The 17,843-nt window shown below is 69.4% G+C and carries 15 protein-coding genes and 1 pseudogene; 2 read left to right on the plus strand and 14 right to left on the minus strand.

What is annotated here, in order from left to right; genetic code table 11:
• Nucleotides 1–18: 18 nt before the first annotated feature.
• Complete coding sequence (locus JHN45_RS01880; RefSeq protein ID WP_307783017.1) at nt 19–297, plus strand: hypothetical protein; 279 nt, start codon at nt 19–21, stop codon at nt 295–297.
• 114 nt (nt 298–411) lie between these two features.
• Here the strand turns inward: JHN45_RS01880 and JHN45_RS01885 are convergent, their stop codons facing one another.
• A complete protein-coding gene (locus JHN45_RS01885) occupies nt 412–1,203 on the minus strand; it encodes a thioesterase family protein (RefSeq protein ID WP_201047726.1) in 792 nt (263 codons plus the stop codon).
• 23 nt (nt 1,204–1,226) lie between these two features.
• The gene (locus tag JHN45_RS01890; RefSeq protein ID WP_200710070.1) at nt 1,227–1,391 is read right to left on the minus strand and encodes a hypothetical protein; all 165 of its coding nucleotides are present in this window, start codon (nt 1,389–1,391) and stop codon (nt 1,227–1,229) included.
• Nucleotides 1,392–1,919: 528 nt separating this feature from the next.
• Between JHN45_RS01890 and JHN45_RS01895 the strand changes: the two genes are divergently transcribed.
• Entirely contained in the window at nt 1,920–2,291 is a 372-nt protein-coding gene (locus JHN45_RS01895) for a PRC-barrel domain containing protein (protein WP_200710071.1), read from the plus strand.
• Between the two features lie 330 nt (nt 2,292–2,621).
• On the opposite strand, the gene JHN45_RS01900 is transcribed toward JHN45_RS01895, so the two are convergent.
• From JHN45_RS01900 to JHN45_RS01955, 12 genes and pseudogenes are all read right to left on the minus strand, one after another.
• Nucleotides 2,622–3,473: a MarR family transcriptional regulator gene (locus JHN45_RS01900; RefSeq protein WP_236583096.1), complete on the minus strand. Its 852-nt coding sequence runs from the start codon at nt 3,471–3,473 to the stop codon at nt 2,622–2,624.
• A 300-nt stretch (nt 3,474–3,773) separates the two neighbouring features.
• A complete protein-coding gene (locus tag JHN45_RS01905; RefSeq protein WP_201047727.1) occupies nt 3,774–4,391 on the minus strand; it encodes a class F sortase in 618 nt (205 codons plus the stop codon).
• Nucleotides 4,392–4,446: 55 nt separating this feature from the next.
• Complete coding sequence (locus JHN45_RS01910; protein WP_201047728.1) at nt 4,447–5,106, minus strand: hypothetical protein; 660 nt, start codon at nt 5,104–5,106, stop codon at nt 4,447–4,449.
• Between the two features lie 173 nt (nt 5,107–5,279).
• Nucleotides 5,280–6,500 carry a metallophosphoesterase gene (locus JHN45_RS01915; RefSeq protein WP_201047729.1) on the minus strand — a complete coding sequence of 407 codons (1,221 nt, stop codon included), beginning with the start codon at nt 6,498–6,500 and terminating at the stop codon, nt 5,280–5,282.
• Between the two features lie 16 nt (nt 6,501–6,516).
• Nucleotides 6,517–7,029 (minus strand): annotated as a pseudogene (locus JHN45_RS52715) (carbohydrate binding domain-containing protein); the annotation flags it as partial.
• A 419-nt stretch (nt 7,030–7,448) separates the two neighbouring features.
• On the minus strand, nt 7,449–8,348 hold the full coding sequence (locus JHN45_RS01925; protein WP_201047731.1) for an ROK family protein: 900 nt from the start codon (nt 8,346–8,348) through the stop codon (nt 7,449–7,451).
• The gene (locus JHN45_RS01930; protein WP_201047783.1) at nt 8,345–10,039 is read right to left on the minus strand and encodes a class I mannose-6-phosphate isomerase; all 1,695 of its coding nucleotides are present in this window, start codon (nt 10,037–10,039) and stop codon (nt 8,345–8,347) included. Before JHN45_RS01930 ends, JHN45_RS01925 begins: the two co-directional genes overlap by 4 nt.
• 29 nt (nt 10,040–10,068) lie before the next feature.
• The gene (locus tag JHN45_RS01935; RefSeq protein ID WP_201047732.1) at nt 10,069–10,983 is read right to left on the minus strand and encodes a carbohydrate ABC transporter permease; all 915 of its coding nucleotides are present in this window, start codon (nt 10,981–10,983) and stop codon (nt 10,069–10,071) included.
• The gene (locus JHN45_RS01940; protein ID WP_201047733.1) at nt 10,980–11,912 is read right to left on the minus strand and encodes a carbohydrate ABC transporter permease; all 933 of its coding nucleotides are present in this window, start codon (nt 11,910–11,912) and stop codon (nt 10,980–10,982) included. Before JHN45_RS01940 ends, JHN45_RS01935 begins: the two co-directional genes overlap by 4 nt.
• The gene (locus JHN45_RS01945; RefSeq protein ID WP_201047734.1) at nt 11,909–13,294 is read right to left on the minus strand and encodes an ABC transporter substrate-binding protein; all 1,386 of its coding nucleotides are present in this window, start codon (nt 13,292–13,294) and stop codon (nt 11,909–11,911) included. Before JHN45_RS01945 ends, JHN45_RS01940 begins: the two co-directional genes overlap by 4 nt.
• Nucleotides 13,295–13,326: 32 nt before the next feature.
• Nucleotides 13,327–14,424 (minus strand): enolase C-terminal domain-like protein, encoded by a 1,098-nt coding sequence (locus tag JHN45_RS01950; RefSeq protein ID WP_200710081.1) that lies wholly within the window; start codon nt 14,422–14,424, stop codon nt 13,327–13,329.
• A gap of 50 nt (nt 14,425–14,474) precedes the next feature.
• Complete coding sequence (locus tag JHN45_RS01955) at nt 14,475–17,690, minus strand: discoidin domain-containing protein (protein WP_307783024.1); 3,216 nt, start codon at nt 17,688–17,690, stop codon at nt 14,475–14,477.
• Nucleotides 17,691–17,843: the final 153 nt, after the last annotated feature.

A 17,843-nucleotide genomic window follows, 5' to 3' on the forward strand; every position in this document is an offset into this window, starting at 1 on the left:
CGGTGGTCGAGCCGTTTCTTGCTGAGGTCGAGGTTCCTCGCGAGCGAGTACGGCACAGGGCCGGTCCACGGGGGCCGGATCGACTCGCTCGGGGTGGACGAGAACGGGGCGCCCGTCATCGTCGAGCACCGGAGGCCGATCGACCTGGTCCGCTACCGACTCTTCGACAGCGACCTGCCCGGAATTGAGATCGTGGCGTCTGTGAGTGGGGACATGGGGATGGTGCGCCGGGCGCGTCGATCCTGGAGTTGGCGCATGCGGTCGACGAGACGTTGCTCGGGCTCGGTGACGGTGTGAACCGCGTCGAGCGCAAGCACTACACCGCCTTCCAGACACGGCGCGCCGTTGCCGGTCCCTGAGCTGCCCCCGCCGGCGTTGAAGCCGCGGGGGAGGGCGTGATCGGACGATGCGTCACGGTGCCGGCAGGGGGCGGACGGTGAGGATCTGCTGGGCGTGTCCGACCGGTCCGTCGATGTCGTGCAGGACGGTACTGGTCAGGCCCTGTCCGGTGGGGCCGAAGGCGACTGTGGTGTCCAGGCCGGTCCATCCGCCTCGGGGCTGTCGGTGGAGATGGATGGTCAGGTCGACGTTGGGGAACATCCACGCGGTGGGCGGCTGCCGGACGGCGATGCCGTTGGCGGTGTCGACGAGCGCGAGATACGAGGCCAGGGGGCTGGCCGTAACGCCCGCGACCAGGTCGAGTGGTGTGGAGATCCAGGCGGTCGTACGGCCCGGCTGCGGTGGTGTCACGGGGCGGACGTCCACGGAGGCGATGTAGCCGCCGGGCCAGAGGTCGGACATGGTCCACGGGGCGAGTGACTCGGGCGGGGCGAGCCGGTCGTCGGGGCCGCCCGCGACCGCGGTGGTGTCGAGTGCGGCCAGATACCAGGCGCGGGCCCGGACCACCGGACGGCCCGCGATCCTTACGACGGCTTCGAGGAGTTCGATGGTCCGGCCGGGGCGGAGGTTTTCCACTTCGATCTCGCACTCGTCGAGGGCGAGGCGTCCGAGGATGTCGTAGCTGATCCGGGAGAGGACCAGCCCGGTGTTTGTGCCGGTCGCCCGGTGGCGGTCGAGGGCGTGGACGACGAGCCCGCCCAGCGGACTGAAGTGCTGCTCGTCCCGGTCCCAGGCTCCGCCGGCGTGGGCCGTCGGCTTGTAGCGGTGGTCGTCGGTGGCTTCGAAGTAGCTGTCGGGGGTCAACGGATGTGTCTCCAAAGGGGTGTTCACAGGGTGTTGAGCAGGGCGACGCAGACGGCCGTTCCGGCGCCGACGCTGAGGACGGTGCTACGGCCGCAGGCCAGGTGGACGCCGATGGTGACGGCCGCGGCGAGCGGGGCGTACCAGGTGCCGTTCGGGTCCTTGGCGATCGTGCCGTGCAATGCGGTCATGATCGCAAGTATGGAGATCAGGTAAGGCGTCCAGGGCCGGCACCGTGAACAGCGCGCACTCCTGACCGGCCCCGGTGCGGCGGGAACGGGAACGCGTAGGACACATGCCGGAAGTTCACCACGAGGACGCGAGGGCCAGGGCGGGGGTGAGCCACCAGGCGGTTGCGGATATTGCTGTCATTCAGCACGGAACCGGCCCAGCGGGTCGGACTGACCACCGGGCGGTGATCGACCCCGCTTCCGTGGGCCGAGGAATTCCTGGAGATGCGCCGACTGTTCGGAAACACTGACCATTTCGTGCGAGTGGCCGTGTCCGATCCCCGGGATCAAGAACGTCACCTCGCATTTCACGATGAATACCATCAAGCCGGTCCCGTAGGGGAGTTCGAGGCGTACGGTCCCGGATGGCGGGCACCCGCAATCATGGCGGTCGAAGAAACCGAAGAGGCCGCCGTGTACGAGGTACGGAAAAAGGAGGATCGGCGGGAGTCTTCGCCGATCTCCGTTTACCGGAGGAGTTGTTTTCGCGTGACTGAGAATGTGTGGAGTTACAAGTCGACCGCGGGTCGTCTGGCGGACGCCGACCTCACCGGATACAAGGTGGAGGCCACGGACGGCAGTATCGGCAAGGTCGACAAGCACTCCGACGAGGTCGGTGACGCCTACCTGGTGGTCGACACCGGCGTGTGGATCTTCGGCAAGGAGGTCATGCTCCCGGCCAGCACGGTCGACAGCATCGACCCGAACGAGAAGAAGGTCTACGTCAGCCTCGCCAAGCAACAGATCAAGGAGGCCCCGGAGTTCGACCGCGAGAAGCATCTCGGCGACCAGGGCTACCGTGACGAGCTGGGCACCTACTACAACACCGGTGGCGGCCCGTTCGGCCGCCCGCTCGTCTGACCGAAGGCCTCTCTGAGCACCATGGCCCCGGGACTCGTCACAGAGTCCCGGGGCTCTTGCGATGGAATGGACGGAGCACCTGCGACGGAGGGGTGGGCCGTCGATGCTGGTGCTCGCGCATAGGTGCTCCTGGGTTTTCACGAGGGTTTTCCGAACCGAACCGAGCCGAGCACTACCAGTGATACCAGCGCCGGCTTCGACTTACGCGCGCTCCACCGGGCCATAGCTCTCAGCCGCGGCCGCCTGCTCGGCAACGGCGGAGAGGAACGGTATCCCGACGAGGACGAGCAACTCACCGCGCTCACCACGATTTCCACGTGTCGCTGAGTGTCACTGCGAGCCTGTGGCCACCAGGGCCGCGGTGATGGGTTCGAGTTCGGTGATCAGTTCGTCGAGTTCGGCGGGGGACAGGGCGTCGTAGGGCGGAGCGGCGAGTTCGTCGGTGAGGGTTTCGACGTGGTGCTTGGTCGCGCGGCCGAGGTCGGTGAAGTGGCCGTCGTTGTCGACGAGTCCGCGTTCGCGCAGGCCGTCCATGACCGCGGCCAGCTGCTCTTTCGGCAGGTGATGGATGCGTCCGAACGACTCCGGGGGGTGAATGCCCATGTCCAGAGCGGAGAGCACATGGGCCTCCGTGCCGCCGATGCGCGCGCCGACGAGAGTGGCGATGTGTCCGTCGCCGCGATGCTCGCGCAGCATGGTCGCGGAATGCCACAGCCGGGCGACGGGGTCGCCGGGTACCTCGAGGGTGCGCATGCCGGCGTACATCACGCGGCCTTCGGTGGGGGCGCTCGTCGCGGCCTTGGTGGTCAGGTCCGCGGCGCGTACCAGGCCCGGGGAGTCGGCCAGTTCGGCGCCGAGGATGCGTCGCAGGGAGGCCGCGCTGCCCCGCAGCCGCGCGGCGACGGAGGCCTCGGGCGGGATCGTCTCCCAGGCGCTGGGGATGTGCCGTGCGGCTTCCCCGTCGGCGAAGTTGTAGAAGGCCGCGTGCACGACCTGGGCCGGCACCCGTCCCAGTGGTGCGGCGCGGCTGGCGAAGTAGCCGTCCCAGTAGGTGCGGTGGCCGAGTGCGGCGAGTTCCTCGTTGCACTCGTCGGCGGTGAAGGTGACCAGGCAGATCGGCTCCAGGAGCTCGAACATGCGGCGGGCGATGTGAGCCGTCGGATGCGAGCGCGTCTTGTCCATCGGGTTCTCCTCCATCGGTTCCCCTTTGTCAGGTGTGCCGACTTGGACAGCCCGGCGCACCGAAACTCATCGGCGACCGCCTCCTTCACCACATCGACGGCATGCAAGGACGCCAGGCGGGGCGAGCGAGCGGCCGTCGATGGTGCGCTTCTTCGCCTCCGCGTACAGCTGGTCCCTCGTCGGTTCCCGTGAACTGGCGCGTACCCGGGGCCCGTTGCTTCTCGCCTTTCGGTTCGGACACGCGGAGGGCCGGTCACCTCGGCTTTGAGGTGCCGGCCGTTTCCGCGTCGCTTTCGGTGCTCAGGCCGGGTGCTTCGTGACCGAGACCAGGTGGGCGAAGACGACGACGTTGGCCGAATAGCCGTGTTTCTTGTCGAAGCTTCCGCCGCACGTCATGAGCCGGAGCTCGGGACGCCTGGCGGCTCCGTACACCTTGTTGTCGGGAAACTTGTCCTTGGCGTACTTCCTCACCTCGTCGACGGTGAACACGGCGGTCGTCCGGTCGGCCCGGGTGACCTTCACCGCGTCGCCCGGGTGCAGGGCGTTGAGGTTCAGGAAGATCGCCGGCCCGGTTCTGGTGTCGCGATGACCGACGATCAGGGAAGTCCCGGCCTCGCCCGGTGACGGGCCGCCGCGGAACCAGCCCACCACCTTCGGCCTGCTCATCGGCGGAGCCCCCAGCTGCCCCTTCTTGTCGAGGTCCAGGCCGGTCACCGGGGCCTCGATGAAGATGGCGGGAACGGAGATTTTCACCGGGAGGGAGCGTGCCAGGGGCGCGTGCGAGGCCTGTCGGACCGGGGGAGCGCCGCCGCCCGCGGCGTCATTGGCACGGGCGGCGGTCATCGCGGGCGGGTCGGAGGTGTCTGAAAACGTCCAGACAGCACCGGTCACCAGCGAGAAGGTCGCACACAGCGTCATCGACAGGCGGCAGGCACGACTGGGGCCCCGTCGTGGCCGTGGCCGACGGTGGTGGCTATGCGCCGTGGCGGGCACGACGGCGTGCGGCTCGGCGAACCATGACGAGCGCCGCTACGGCGAGCCCGCCGGCGGTCAGCGCGGCGGTGGTTCCGGCGTTGGAGTCGTCCTGGGAGCTGAGGTTCTGCATGTCCGGGACGCCTCCGCCGCCGGCGGGCACACCGCCGGTGGGTTTGTCGTACTCGCGGCCCGGGACGATCGCCGCGGGGCTGCGCTCCTGCTGGTTCTGCCCGCCGGACTGGCCGTGGGGGTGGCAGTCGACCGAGAAGCGCCTCTGCTTGGGGCCCGACGGAGTGATCCACACCAACTGGTACGTGCCGTGGGGGAGGAGGTACTTCGCGCTGTGCGCCGAGCCGTTGACCAGTGGCAGCGTGCTCTGCAGTGTGTCGCCGGGCGGCATGGTCGGGGGCTGCGCGGTGATCGTCCAGGCGATCTGGGGCAACGCGTCGAAGTTGCTGGCGACCAGCACGAACTCGCAGACCTCGACTCCGTCGGTGCCGCGCGAGTGCCAGTCGACCGAGCGGACGTCGATGGTGCCGCTGTCGCCCGGGGCGGCGTACGCGGCTCCCGAGCCGGCCAGGGTGGTACCAGCGAGGACGAGGGCCACCGCGCCACCTCCGAGGACACTACGGGAACGGAGCAAAGAGGACATGACCATGCTGGGCTCCTTCAAGCTGGGATGATTGTCGTACTTTTCGATCAAGCCCGTCATGAATGTCATGAAAAGTCAGAGGATGCGCTGAGACACCACAGAGAGAAGGAGAAACAACCCGAATGGCCCACCGCGCACCGTTGCGGCGGAGTCCGCGGGGCAGGGTGCGCTGACGGCGGCTACGACGCGGCGGTCGCCTGCGGTGAGCGGAGTACCAGCAAGGTGATCTCGCTGGGTGCGAAGACGCGGAACGGCGGGCCCCAGAAGCCGGTGCCGCGGCTGGTGTAGAGCAGCGTGCGGGAGCCGTGGCGGCTGAGGCCGGCCAGGGCGGGCTGGTCGAGGCGGACCAGGTGGTGGAAGGGCCAGATCTGGCCGCCGTGGGTGTGGCCGGAGAGCTGGAGGTCGATGCCCGCGGCCGCCGCCCGGTCGACGAACTTGGGCTGGTGCGCCAGGAGCAGGACCGGCAGGTCGGGGTCGGCGCCGTGCAGGGCTCTGTCGAGGTGAGCGCCGTGACCCGGCAGGCCGGAGGACTCGGCGGTGACGTCGTCCACGCCGGCGACCACGAGGGTGTCGCCGCCGCGTTCGAGCAGCAGATGCCGGTTGCGCAGCGGCTCCCAGCCCAGCTCGTCCATCAGGTCGACCCAGCCCTGGGCCTCGCTGTAGTACTCGTGGTTGCCGGTGACGTAGACCCGGGCCTTGGTGGCCCGCACGGTGCCGAGCGGGACGGCCTGCGCGCGGCGGCGTTCGGCCGTGCCGTCCGCGATGTCGCCGGTGTGGCAGACCAGGTCGGCTTCCAGGGCGTTCATGGTCTCGCACACCCGCTCCGACCAGCGGGCGCGGTCGAGCGGGCCGTAGTGGGTGTCGGTGATGAGGGCGACACGGGTGCCGTCCAACCCGGCGCCCAGCCGCGGGAGTTGGACGTCGAGGCGGCGTACGCGCGGCACGCGGCGGGCCTCGGCGTAGCCCCAGGCGAGCAGTACGGCGGTGGTGCCGAGGACGGCCCAGGTGACGATACGGGCCCGGTCCTCGCCGTCGCCGACGCCGGCCACGGTCAGGGCGATCCGCAGCAGGACGCCGAGCAGAACGGACCAGGTGAACAGGACCCAGCTGCCGCCGAGGAGCGAGTCACCGAGGATCGCCATCCGGTCCTGCTGGCGTCGGCCGTGGCCGCGCATCATCGCGAGCGGCATACCGATCAGACCGAGGACGAACAGGGCGGTGCCGGTGAGCGTGACGGCCAGTGGCCAGTGCTGGCCCGTGTACAGCAGCACCCCGCAGGGCACGGCCCACAGCAGGACCGGGGCGATCAGGGGGAGATGGCGCATCAGGCGGAGCAGTGGGCTCCGCCGGGGAGCCTGCGCTTCGCTGTCGGCGGGGCGGGTGTCGCTGGTGTCGGTCACACGCCCCACTCTAGGTAGCGCCGCCGCCACCGGACACGCCCAGGGTGAGGTCGTCGGCGTAGTAGTTGCCCTGTGCGTACCAGCCGTGGACGTAGACGGTCGCGCTGGTCTGGGTCGGGCCCGTCGTGAAGGAGACGGTCAGACGGCTGTAGCCGGAGGGGGACGTGGTCCAGGTGGAGGTGCCCCCGCTCACGCCCAGGTAGACGTAGGAGCCGCGGACCCAGCCGCTGAGCGAGTAGGTCGTGTTCGGTCGTACCGCGACGGTCTGGTCGCACTGCGCGGTGTCGCTCGAACTCGCCGTCCCCTTGAGGGCTTTGGCGCCCGAGTGGACGGGGGAGGAGACGATCGAGCCCGGATTCCCGGCGCAGTTCCACGGCGAGATGCCGCCCGACTCGAAGCCGGGGTTGGCCAGGATGCCAGGAGTCCCGACTGCGCTGGGGGCGGCCGACGTCGGTGCGGCGGACGTCGGGGTGGTTGACGCGCTCGGTGAGGGTGCGGCCGGGGTGGTGGCTTTGGTGGGGCCGGGGATCAGGAGAGAGCAGCCGAAGCCGACGACCGCCGCCGCGGCTACCGCGATCACCACGGCCGCCCTGCGCTGCCCGGGTCCCAAGCGGGGGCGGATCGCGGGGAGTTGCTCCGTCCTGCGGCCGGGGGCGGGCGGGAGTTCCTCCGTCTCGCCCTCGGGCGAGGTCTGCGGGACGGGCGCGGCCTCCGTCGTGTGGCCGCGATAGTGCTCGTCCTGGCGTATGTCGTCGAGGAGTTGGGCCAGCGCGTCGGTGTTGCGCGGGCGCAGCACGCGGATGGGTTCCAGCGCGGTGCGGTCGTCCGCCGACTCGGACGCGGGCGGTATCGGCACGGCGCTCTCCCTACGTCACGTCCCCTGGCGGAGAACGGAGTTGTCCCCGCGGAATGGATACGCAACGCCCGCTGCGGAAGTTCAGCGCGGTCTCACCTCATCGCCGCGCGGGCCGCGCCCACCAGCGCGGCGTCGCCCGCAGAGCCGGCGGGCTTCATCGCGCGAGGGGGTCGGACCCCGGCCGCGCTCTCGGCACGCGAGTCGTCCGGTGTCCAGCCCCCGGTCGTGAGGCCGGCGGACAGCGCGGGGGCGACGAGGTCCCAGGAGCGGGCCATGGAGCCTCCGACGACCAGCGCGGTCGCGCCGAAGGCCAGCAGGCGCGGGCCCAGCGCGGCGCCGAGTCCGGCGAAGACGTCGGCCAGCACCCGCCGGGCCCGCTCCTCTCCTGCCCTGGCCCGTTCGGCGATGTCGTGCACATCGGCGGCGGGGTCGCCGTAGCGGGCGAGGATCGCGCGGCGGGAGACGGTGTCCTCCAGCGGCCGGCCGTCGATCTCGGTGAGGTCCATCCGGCCCTCGGGCGGTACGCCGGGACCGTCGTCGCGGATGCGGCCCTCGGCGAGAAACGCCGAGCCGACACCGGTGCCGAGCGTGATGCCCACGGCACGGCGATGCCCCCGGACGGTGCCCGTGGACCACTCGCCGGTCAGGAAGGCGTGGGCGTCGTTCAGGAACACGATGTCGGCGGGACGCTGCCGCAGTCCGTGCAAGAGCGCCGCCCGGACGTCCGTCCCGTACAGGGCGTCGAACTTGCCCACGTCCCGGAAGAGGGCGACCCCTCGCGTGTAGTCGAACGGCCCGGGCACCGCGACGCCCCACCGCGCACCGGTCGGCGCCGACAGCCCGTCGGCGCAGCACCGGACGACGTCGAGGATGTCCTCGGCGGCGCCGTCCGCGTCGAGCGGTTCGCGCGTGCGGTCGGTGACTCGCCCGTCGCGGGGGTCGACGAGCGCGGCGGTGACATGGGTGCCGCCGATCTCCAGGACAGGGATCAACGGACCAGCGCCTTCACGACCCGCACCGGGCCGTCACCGGTCGCCCGCAGGGTGTACGGGCCGACCGCGGCAGGCACGGTCAGGGTCTCGGCGTAGGCCAGTTCGTGCCGGTCTCCGGCCGCCGTGTGCACGGTGACGCCGTCCCCCTCCACCACGTTCAGGATGTGGAACCGCCCCTGCGTGTCGTCGGCGGCCTCGGCCCCGGCGTCCAGCACAAAGCGCCTGACCTCGTAGAACATCTCGGCCAGTGCGCCGATGACCTCCTCCCGCCAGCCGGTGCCCTCGCGCAGGGTGCGCGGTTCCTGCACCAAGTCACGGGCGACGGCCTCGCCGCGCCGGCCGGTCTCCAGGTTGGCGAACCCGTGCTCGTACGGCAGCGGGCGCGGGTTGCCGTCGGCGCCGGGCCGCAGCCAGTCGTAGAACCGCAGGCTGTAGAGGTACGGGGTGGCGCTGATCTCCAGCACGAGGTTGCCCGCGCCGCTGGCGTGCGGGGTGCCGGCCGGGATCATGAACAACTGGCCCTGCTCGGCGGGGAAGGCCAGGACGTGGTCCTCGGGGTCCATGGGGACTCCGTCGCTGACGGCCCGCTCCACCTCCTTGCGGAAGACGTCGACGTCGGCGTCCTCGCGCAGGCCGAGGTACACCTTGGTGTCGCTGCTGCCGAGGGTGAGGTAGTACGTCTCGTGCTGGGTGTAGTCCCAGCCGAAACGCTCGCGCATGTACGACTCCTTGGGGTGGCAGTGCACGGAGAGGCTGCCGCCGCCGACGGTGTCGAGGTAGTCGAAGCGGATCGGGAAGGACGTGCCGAAGCGGGCGTGCGCCGCTGCCCCCAGCACGCTCAACGGCTCCAGTACGCACAGGAGTTGGAACGGCACCTCGGCCTGGGCCTCCGGTCCGGTGCCGATGAGGATGCCCGCCTCGGGTGCGATCAGCTCGTAACCGAGCGCGGTGTTGCGGGAGTCGGGATTGAAGCCGAGTTCGCGCTGTGCCCAATGGCCGCCCCAGGGCGTGGAGTTGAAGTAGGGGCGGGTACGGACGGGACGGCGCGCCAGGCCGGCGCAGGTGGCGCGCAGGCCCGCTCCGTCGAGCCACGCAGGCTGGTCGGGGTGCTGCAGGTCGAGCCAGCCGTCGAGGCGGCGGGCGAGCGCGTCGCGGTGCCGGTCGAGCATCGGCCAGTCGATGTAGAAGAGGCGTCCGAAGTCGGGCTTCTCGTCCGGCAGACCGAGGTTGGCGCCCGTCTCGCCCGCGCCGACGGCGGCCTCCGCGTAGCGCTTGGGGGCGTCGGCGTACCAGAGCACGTCGTGCTCCACGAGGGCCGCGCCGGGCCCGTAGGCGAGGAGTAGCCCTTCGGTCGGCAGCGCGGCCGGCGGCAGGTTCTCGAAGAGGTCGTCGAGGGGGTTGTCGGCGAGCTTGCGGAAGTAGGGGTCGTCGGCGTCCTCCGGTCGCTCGGTACGGCTTCTGACGAGTGCCGGCGGTGCGTAGTGGGTCCGGACGTCGAGCAGGGTGACAGGGGTGCCGCGCTCGGTCAGTTCGTGTCCGAGGCGATCGGCGAGGCGGGACCAGTCGACGGTCGGGGGCCCTTCGATAGCCACCACCGCCCGGCCGTAGGGGAGTTGGGCGGACACGGCCTGCCAACCCGTGCCGAGGACGGCCTGCGAGGCGGGGGCGTAGCGCGGATCGAGCCGGTACACGGAGTCTCCTTCGGGGGCCGGAGCGGCGGTCATTCCTTGCTCGATCCGGCGAGCATCCCGGACACCAGCGTGCGCTGGGAGAAGAGGAAGAGCACCAGCACGGGCAGGATGGCGATGACGATGGCCAGGGCGAGTTCGGGGATGGTGATGTTCAGTCCGGCGCCTGCGACGGGGTTGAACGACGGTGTGGAGGTGAGCAGTTGGTTCAGGCCCACCTGGACGGGGAACTGCTCGCTGTTCGGCAGCACGAGATACGGCAGGAAGAAGTTGTTCCAGTTGCCCACGAAGCTGAAGAACGCGACCAGTCCGATCACCGGCTTGGCGAGCGGGAGCGCGATGCGGGAGAAGAGCTGCCACTCCGTGCAGCCGTCGATGCGCGCGGCGGACAGCAGGTCCCTGGGGAGGCTGCTCCCGAAGTAGATGTAGACCAGGTACACGCCGAACGGATAGAAGGAGAAGGGGAGGATCAACGACCAGACGGTGCCGACGAGATGGAAGCGGTTGAGCTCCAGGAAGATCGGCAGCACCAGGGTGGCCTGCGGCATGATCATGGTGACCAGGGTGATCACCAGGAGCGTCTGGCGGCCCCGGAACTTCGTCAGCGCCAGCGCGTAGCCGGCCGGAACACTGACGAGCAGCGTGAGGACGAGTGAACCGCCCGAGTAGATGGCCGAGTTGAGCAGCCACCTCGACATGGCGCCGTCCTGGAAGGCGAACAAGTGCCGCCAGGCCGCGCCGATTTGATGGAACGAGCCGAAGGACAGCGGGTTGTCCCGCACCACTTCGCCCGCGGTCTTCGACGGGGCCAGCAGCAGCCAGATCACCGGCAGCACGAAGAACACCAGGAGAAAGGCCAGGAGGAGCCCAACTACCAGGAAGGGAAGGCTCCTTGACGGGTGGGCGCGTCGCCGCACGGCCGTCAGGAAGGGGATCGTCTGTGTCATTTCTCGTCCAACTTGAACAGGTTCGAGCGGGCGACCAGCAGACCGGCGGCGAGGAGACCCACGGCCAGGAGGACGACGGAGATGGCGGCGGCGCCGTTGAAGTCGCCCTGCTGGAAGGCGTAGACGTAGGCGAGCTGGTTCGGCGACCAGGTGGGGCTCACCCTGCCGAGGCTGGCCGTCTGGAGGAGTTGGGGCTCCACGAACAGCTGGGTGCCGGTCGCGAAGGCCATGATCGTCATGTAGACGATCCACTGCCGGATCATCGGGATCTGGATGTGCCAGGCGGTACGCCACGGGCCCGCACCATCCATGCGGGCCGCTTCCAGCACCTCGTCGGGGATGTTGTTCAACGCCCCGTACATCACGACCATCCAGCCGCCGGCGCCGGTCCAGAACGCGATCAGCATGAGGATCAGCGGCAGGTTGCCGGGTGCCAGGACGGCGGCGAACGTCTTGAACCCCATGGCGGTCAACAGCCGTGACACCGGGCTGACATCGGGGTCCAGCATGAACAGCCAGACCAGCACGCTCGCCACTCCGGCCAGGGCGCCGGGGATGTAGTAGAGGAAGCGGAAGAGCGCCGAGGTGCCCGGACGCACCCGGCTGCGCAGGACCACGGCGGTCAGCACGACCACGACGACCAGGGTCACCAGCCACATGGCCAGATAGACCAGCATGTGGGTGAAGGCCGGGACGAAGCGGTAGTCCTGGACGACCTTCACGAACTGGTTGACCCCGGTGAACTGGCCCCGGTCGTTGGTGAGCGACAGATAGAACGCGTACCCGGTGGGAAAGACGCCGAACGCGAGCAGCAGCACCGCGTACCCGGCGACGAAGAAGTAGGCCGCGCGACCGCGGCCCGTGCGCCGCGGCGTGATGCCGCGGCGCACGGGGGAGACGGTGACGCGCTCGGTCTCCAGCAAGGTCACTGATCGACCACCTTGTAGCCCTGGGTCTTGGCCTCGCCGGCGATCTCCTGCTGCCAGGCCGGCAGGGTCTCGGTCAGGGTCTTTCCGGCGGTCAGCGCCGGGAGGACGACGCTGGACCAGGCGGTGGAGTCCGAGAACCTGGTGTTCGACCAGCCGGTCCACACCTCGTTCGCGGCCTGCTCGAACGGCCCGCTCACGTCATTGGCGAAGTAGTCCTTGTTGGCCGGGTTCGCCAGCCACGCCTTCGCGGCCTGCGTGTACGCCGGATAGGTCGGCGCGGTCGCCTGGTTCGCGTCGGAGGTGGTCAGCCAAGTGACCAGATCCGAGGACGCCTTGAGGTTGGCGCTGTGCGAGGACACCATCCACACACCGCCGCCGACGTTGCCCGTGGCGGTCGTGCTCTCGCCCTCCCAGGTGAGCGGGGGAGCCGCGGCGATCTGCTTGGCCGGGGTCTTGAAGCCGGCCTTGAAAAGATACTGGCCGTACCACGAAGGGCCGTACGCCATAAGGACCTTGGAGCCGCTGTTCTTCGCGAAGCCCTGGCTGAAGAAGCCCTGGGTGGCGACGGCCTTGGCGCTGATCAGGCTGTCCAGCAGCGTCGCCATCCGCGTGCACTTCGGGTCGGCCAGGTCGGTACGCAGGGTGTCCGGCTTCACCAGGTCGAACGCGGGGCACTGGCCCGACCAGAAGTACGACTCATGGGAGTTGGTGTCACCGACCGAGCCGACCAGATAGCCCGGGTGCTCCTTGGCGACCTTCTTGCCGAGGGCCTCGTACGCCTGCCATGTCGTGGGGACCTGGTAACCCCACTTGTCCATAAGGGACTTGTTTAACCAGAGGAGCACCTGCGCGATGTCATTGCGCATGCAGTAGGTGTGGCCGTTGAACTGACAGGGCGTCAGGGAACCCTTGGCGAAGCCGTCCAGGGTGCTCTGCGGTACGAGCTTCTCGTCCAGGGGCGCGGCGAAGGGCTGCGCGCCGGGCTTGGTGGCCTCCGACGCCCAGGTCACGTCGGTCGGATTGCCGAACACCACGTCCGGCCAGCCGCTGCCGGTCCGGTCGAAGAGCTGCACCTTCGACTGGAGATACGTCGACCCGTCGGCGCCGCCGTCGTACGTGACGATCTTCATCTTCACGTCGGGGTGCGACTTCTGGTAGGCCTGCACGGACGGCAGCCGGGTCGAGTCGGCCCACACCGTGATCTGTGAACCCGCCTTCTGCGCGGCCGGCTTGAACGCCGACTGCTTGGCGGCGGAAGGGGTGGTGGTGTCGGCGCTGGCGCAGCCCGCCAGTGCCGCCGCGGTGGCCAGGGACAGCGTGATGGCCGCCGCGCGGAGCAGCGAGTGACGCCGACCGGTTCTCGGAGATCGGGAAGACTCCATCGTCTTGCCTTGCCTTTCTGTTCTCGCGCCGCTCAGCGCGGTTGCTCGACGAACGGCAGGAGTTGGCTGCCGTAGCCGAAATCGAGGGGGAGGGCGATGCCGGGCCCCGTGGGGGCGTGCACCAGGCCCTGGTCGTCCACATGGCGCTCTCGGACGACGTTCACCGAGGTCACCAGGGACTCGTAGTAGGTGGTGTTGGAGATGGCCATGCACAGGTGGTGGTTGGGGATGTCCGAACCGTGCACCTCGGCCCGCAGCCGGTAGGCGTCGGCGAGATGCGCGGTGCGCATGGCGCCGGTGATGCCGCCCCGGAGGGTGGTGCCGGCCCGGACGCCGAAGGTGGCGGCACCGGACCGGATGAAGTCCGCCGCGTTCATGTGCGCGCCGTCGGAGGTCTCCGCCACCAGCAGCGGTACGTCCACGGTCTCGGCGAGCCGCTGGTAGGCCGAGATGCTGAACTCCCGGATCGGCTCCTCGTACCAGAGGTAGTCGGCCTCGGAGAGCGCCCGCCCCAGCCGGATCGCGTCCGGCAGATCGAAGCCCGCCGAACCGTCGTACATGAGCGGGACATCGGGACCGACGTGCTCGCGCAGGGCCAGGCACAGTTCCGCGTCCCGGCGGGCGTCGCCCCAGGCGTGCAGTTTGATCCCGCGATATCCGAGGGCCAGAGACTGGTCCGCCACGTCGAGGAACTCCGCGATGCTCGCGAACGTCGAGGTGGAGGCGTAGGCGGGGATGGCGTCCCGGAAACCGCCGAGCAGGCGCCAGACCGGTTCGCCGTGGTAGCGGCCGGCCAGGTCCCACAGGGCGATGTCGATCAACCCCAGGGTGGGGAGCGGGAGTTCGTGGATACGGTCCAGCTCCCACACCCGGTGCCACAGCCACTCCCGCTGGAACGGGTCGGCTCCGACCAGCTCCTCGCGGAAGACCCGGTCCACCAGGTCCCGCAGGACGACGTGGGCGCCGGGGCGGGCGAACAGCGCGACGCCCTCGGCCCCCTCGTCCGTCCCGATGTGCAGGACCGCGCCGTCGCCCACCGGAGCGCTGCCGCTCAGCCCGTCGCGCCAGCGGAAGGGCGGACTGGCTGCCGGAACATCGATCCGGTGTACTTCGACATGGGTGATCTTCATCCTGGCTTTCGTCTTCCGTAGGGAAACGTTTTGGCTGAGGAACCGCGTGCTCAGAAGCCGCCGTACGCCTGGAGGGCGTAGATGCTGCCGCCGTTGCCGCTGGAACCGGTGACGGTCAGGCGCAGGTAGCGCGCGGTGACGGGGGCGTCGGCGAAGGCGTAGTTGGTCCGCGCGGTGGTGCTCTGGGCGGTGTGGTCCTCGAACGTCGACCAGTTCTGGCCGTCGGTGGAGTACTCCAGCCGGTACTTGTAGCCGCTCGGCAACTCGAAGGTGGTGACCACGGCGGAGACTGCGGTGTCCTTGCCGAGGTCGACCTGGATCCAGGACGGGTCGGGCAGTCCCAGGCCCTGCGCCCAGCGGGTCGACAGATCGCCGTCGACCGCCTTCGCCGGGGCGTAGCCGTCCGACTCGGAGGACGCGGTCGCCGTCCTGTTCAGGGCCAGGTCGTTGTCCGCCGGTGTGGTGACGACCGCCGCCTTGCTCGGGTCGGAGGTGTTCAGTGCCTCGTCGCGGGCCACGACGGTGAAGGAGTACTGCGTATGGGCGGTCAGGCCGGAGACCCGCAGGGTGGTGGCGTCAGTGACACCGATCCGCTTGCCGTCCTGGTAGACGACATAGCTGGTCACTCCGGTGTCGTCGGTGGCCGCGGGCCAGCTGACATCGACCAGGCTGGGCAGCAGCGGCTTGACCGTCGGCTGCCCGGGAGCGGTCGGTGCCGTGTGGTCCGTGACGGTCCTCGGGGTGCCGTAGACCTGGAAGTCGTAGATGCTGCCGCCGTTCCAGTTGGAGCCGGTGACGGTCAGCCGGACGAAGCGGCCCGCGACCGGGGTGTCCGTGTGGACGTAGTCGGTCGCCGCCGTGGTGTCCGCGGCGGTGCGGTCCGCGAGGGTCTTCCAGTGGACCTCGTCGGGGGAGACCTCGATGCGGTACTTGTAACCGCTCGCCTTCTCGAAGGTCGTGATCGCGCCGTTCACGTCGTACGACGCCCCGAGGTCGACCTGGATCCACGACGGGTCGGGCAGGCCGAGGCCCTGCGCCCAGCGGGTGGAGAGGTCGCCGTCGACCGCCTTTTCCGGGGTGTTGGCCTCGGAGTACGACGAGGCGGTGATCGGCTTCTTGAGGGCGAGGTCGGAGCCGGACGGCATGGTGACCTTGAGCGCCTGGCTGGGCCGGGACTCGTTGCCGGCGGCGTCACGGGCGGTGATCGTGAAGGTGTACGTCTTTCCGGCGGTCAGGCCCGGGAGGCGTACCGAGGTGTTGCCCGTGGCGCTGATCAGCTTGCCGTCGCGGTAGACGGAGTAGCCGGTGACGGCGGTGTCGTCGGTGGACGCGGCCCAGCTGAGGTCCGCGATCGTCGGGAAGTCGGTGACCGCGCTCGGCGTGCCGGGCCTGCTCGGCGCCTGGTGGTCGGTGACGGTCGGGCCCGGGTCGAGGTGGCGGTAACTCGCTTGCAGGCCCGCGTTGTTGACGATGGAGGCCGGCAGTTGGGCGCAGGAACCCACGGTGGTGTTGCCGCTGATGGTGCTGCCCGTGCTGTTGGCCTGGGTGGAGAAGGCGGGCTGGGTGGTGAAGTTGTTCGTGGCGTCGATGTCCATGCCGTGGTTGAGGAACAGCCACTGGTAGGCGACGTCGCACAGGGCGTTGCCGGTGTTCGTCCAGTACCGGCTGCCCTCGTCGTGGTAGATCGCGCCGTAGGCGGGCGGTGGCGTGCCGTGGATGTAGTTGCCGGACACCACACCGCCGGGGTTGGAGCTCAGCGTGTAGATGGCACCGCCGTCGGCCTGCGACTTCATGATGTCGTAGATCTCGTTGTCGGTGACCTTGGTGTCACGGCTGGTCGTGGGGGTGTCCCAGATCGGAACGCCCAGATTCCCGGGGTAGTTGGTGTCGCCGCCCTGGTCGGTGAGGCCCCAGCCCCAGCCGACGGAGATGCCGGTGTAGGGCAGGTCGTAGACCTTGTTGTGGGTGATCGTGGTGTGGTCGGTGTAGCCGGCCAGGATGCCGATGGAGCCGTTGTACTGGTCGGCGACCTTGGTGACCACGTTGTTGGCGACCTGGGTGTCCTTGGTGATGTCCCGGGGGTCGTCGGGGTGGGCGTCGATCACCTCGACCCCGCCGATCTGGATGCCGGTGGCGGCGATCTGGCGGAAGACGTTGCCCGTGATGTCGGTGCCCTGCGTGCCGGTGTTCAAGTTCAGCCCGACCGCGCCGAGATGGGTGAAGGTGTTGCCCTCGAAGCCGATGCCGTGGCCGTAGTTGACGTTCACGGCACCCGGCGTCTTCTGCCACTTCAGACGGGTCGCGTCGAAGGTGGGGTCGTTGCCGACCATCCGGAAACCGGCCTGGCCCTCGATGAGGCCCTCGGACGAACTCGGCGCGAGCCAGGTGGAGTAGGAGAAGGTGATGCCCTGGAACGACACGTTGCCGACCGGGGCCGTCCTGGTGCCGTTGAGGTCCACCAGGTCCTGCACCTGCGGCACGGTCACGGTCGAAGTGGACAGGTTCTGGCCGGACTTGGGCATGTAGTAGATCTCGCCCGCGCCCTTGTCCAGGTACCACTCACCGGGCGTGTCCAGCAGCTCGCGGGCGTTCTCCAGCCAGGTCGGGTTCTGGATCTCCTGGCCCTGCTGGAGATGCGCGTTGTGCCAACAGGGCTGCTGCATCGTCATCTTGTTGTCGGCGATCGACTGCACGGGGCAGCGCATCAGCTTCCAGCCCCAGGAGCTGACGACCTCCAGGTCCGAAGGACGCTTGTAGGAGTTGAGACTTGAGTCCGTGAAGGCGTAGCCGGTCGACGTCTGGCTGAAGCCGGCGGGGTTCTTGCCGCTGCGCGCGCGGGTCTCCAACTCCCCGTCCACGTACAGCTGGCGGGTGTCGATGTCCCCCACCTTGGCCTTGTAGACCTGTCCCGTGCTGTCGGCCGGAACCCAGCCGGTTATCTGCTTGCCTCCGCTGATCACCGGGTGGGCGCCGGGGGCGGCCTCGTAGTAGATCCGGTGCCCGTTGGTGCCGGAGTCCCGGGCGGTCAGGGCGAACGTACGGCTGAGCTGGTAGGTGCCGGACAGCAGCCGGACGTGGATGTCGCCCTTGGCCTTCTGCTTGACGCCGCGTACGTAGTCCCGTGCGTGGTCAAGGGTCTTGAAGGGGTGCGCGGCGGTACCCGAGCCCGAGTCCCGGCCGGTCGGGGAGACATAGACGTTCAGGTCCGGCGGTGCGGCAGCCGCCTGGGCCGGTGCGGCGTTCAGCAGGGCGGCCGCCGCGGCCACCGAGAAGGCGGCCGTGAGACTTCTTCGCAGCGGCGTGAAGGCGCCCCTGCGCGCAGACGGATGAGACACGCGAATCCAATCGCCTGAGGGAGGTTGATACCTGCAAGTCCCGGTCGTCCACCGGGACTTGAGGGCGTCGGGCGACCCGATCGC

The organism is Streptomyces sp. MBT53 (assembly GCF_016654115.1).
In the GTDB taxonomy this organism is placed as follows: Bacteria; Actinomycetota; Actinomycetes; order Streptomycetales; family Streptomycetaceae; genus Streptomyces.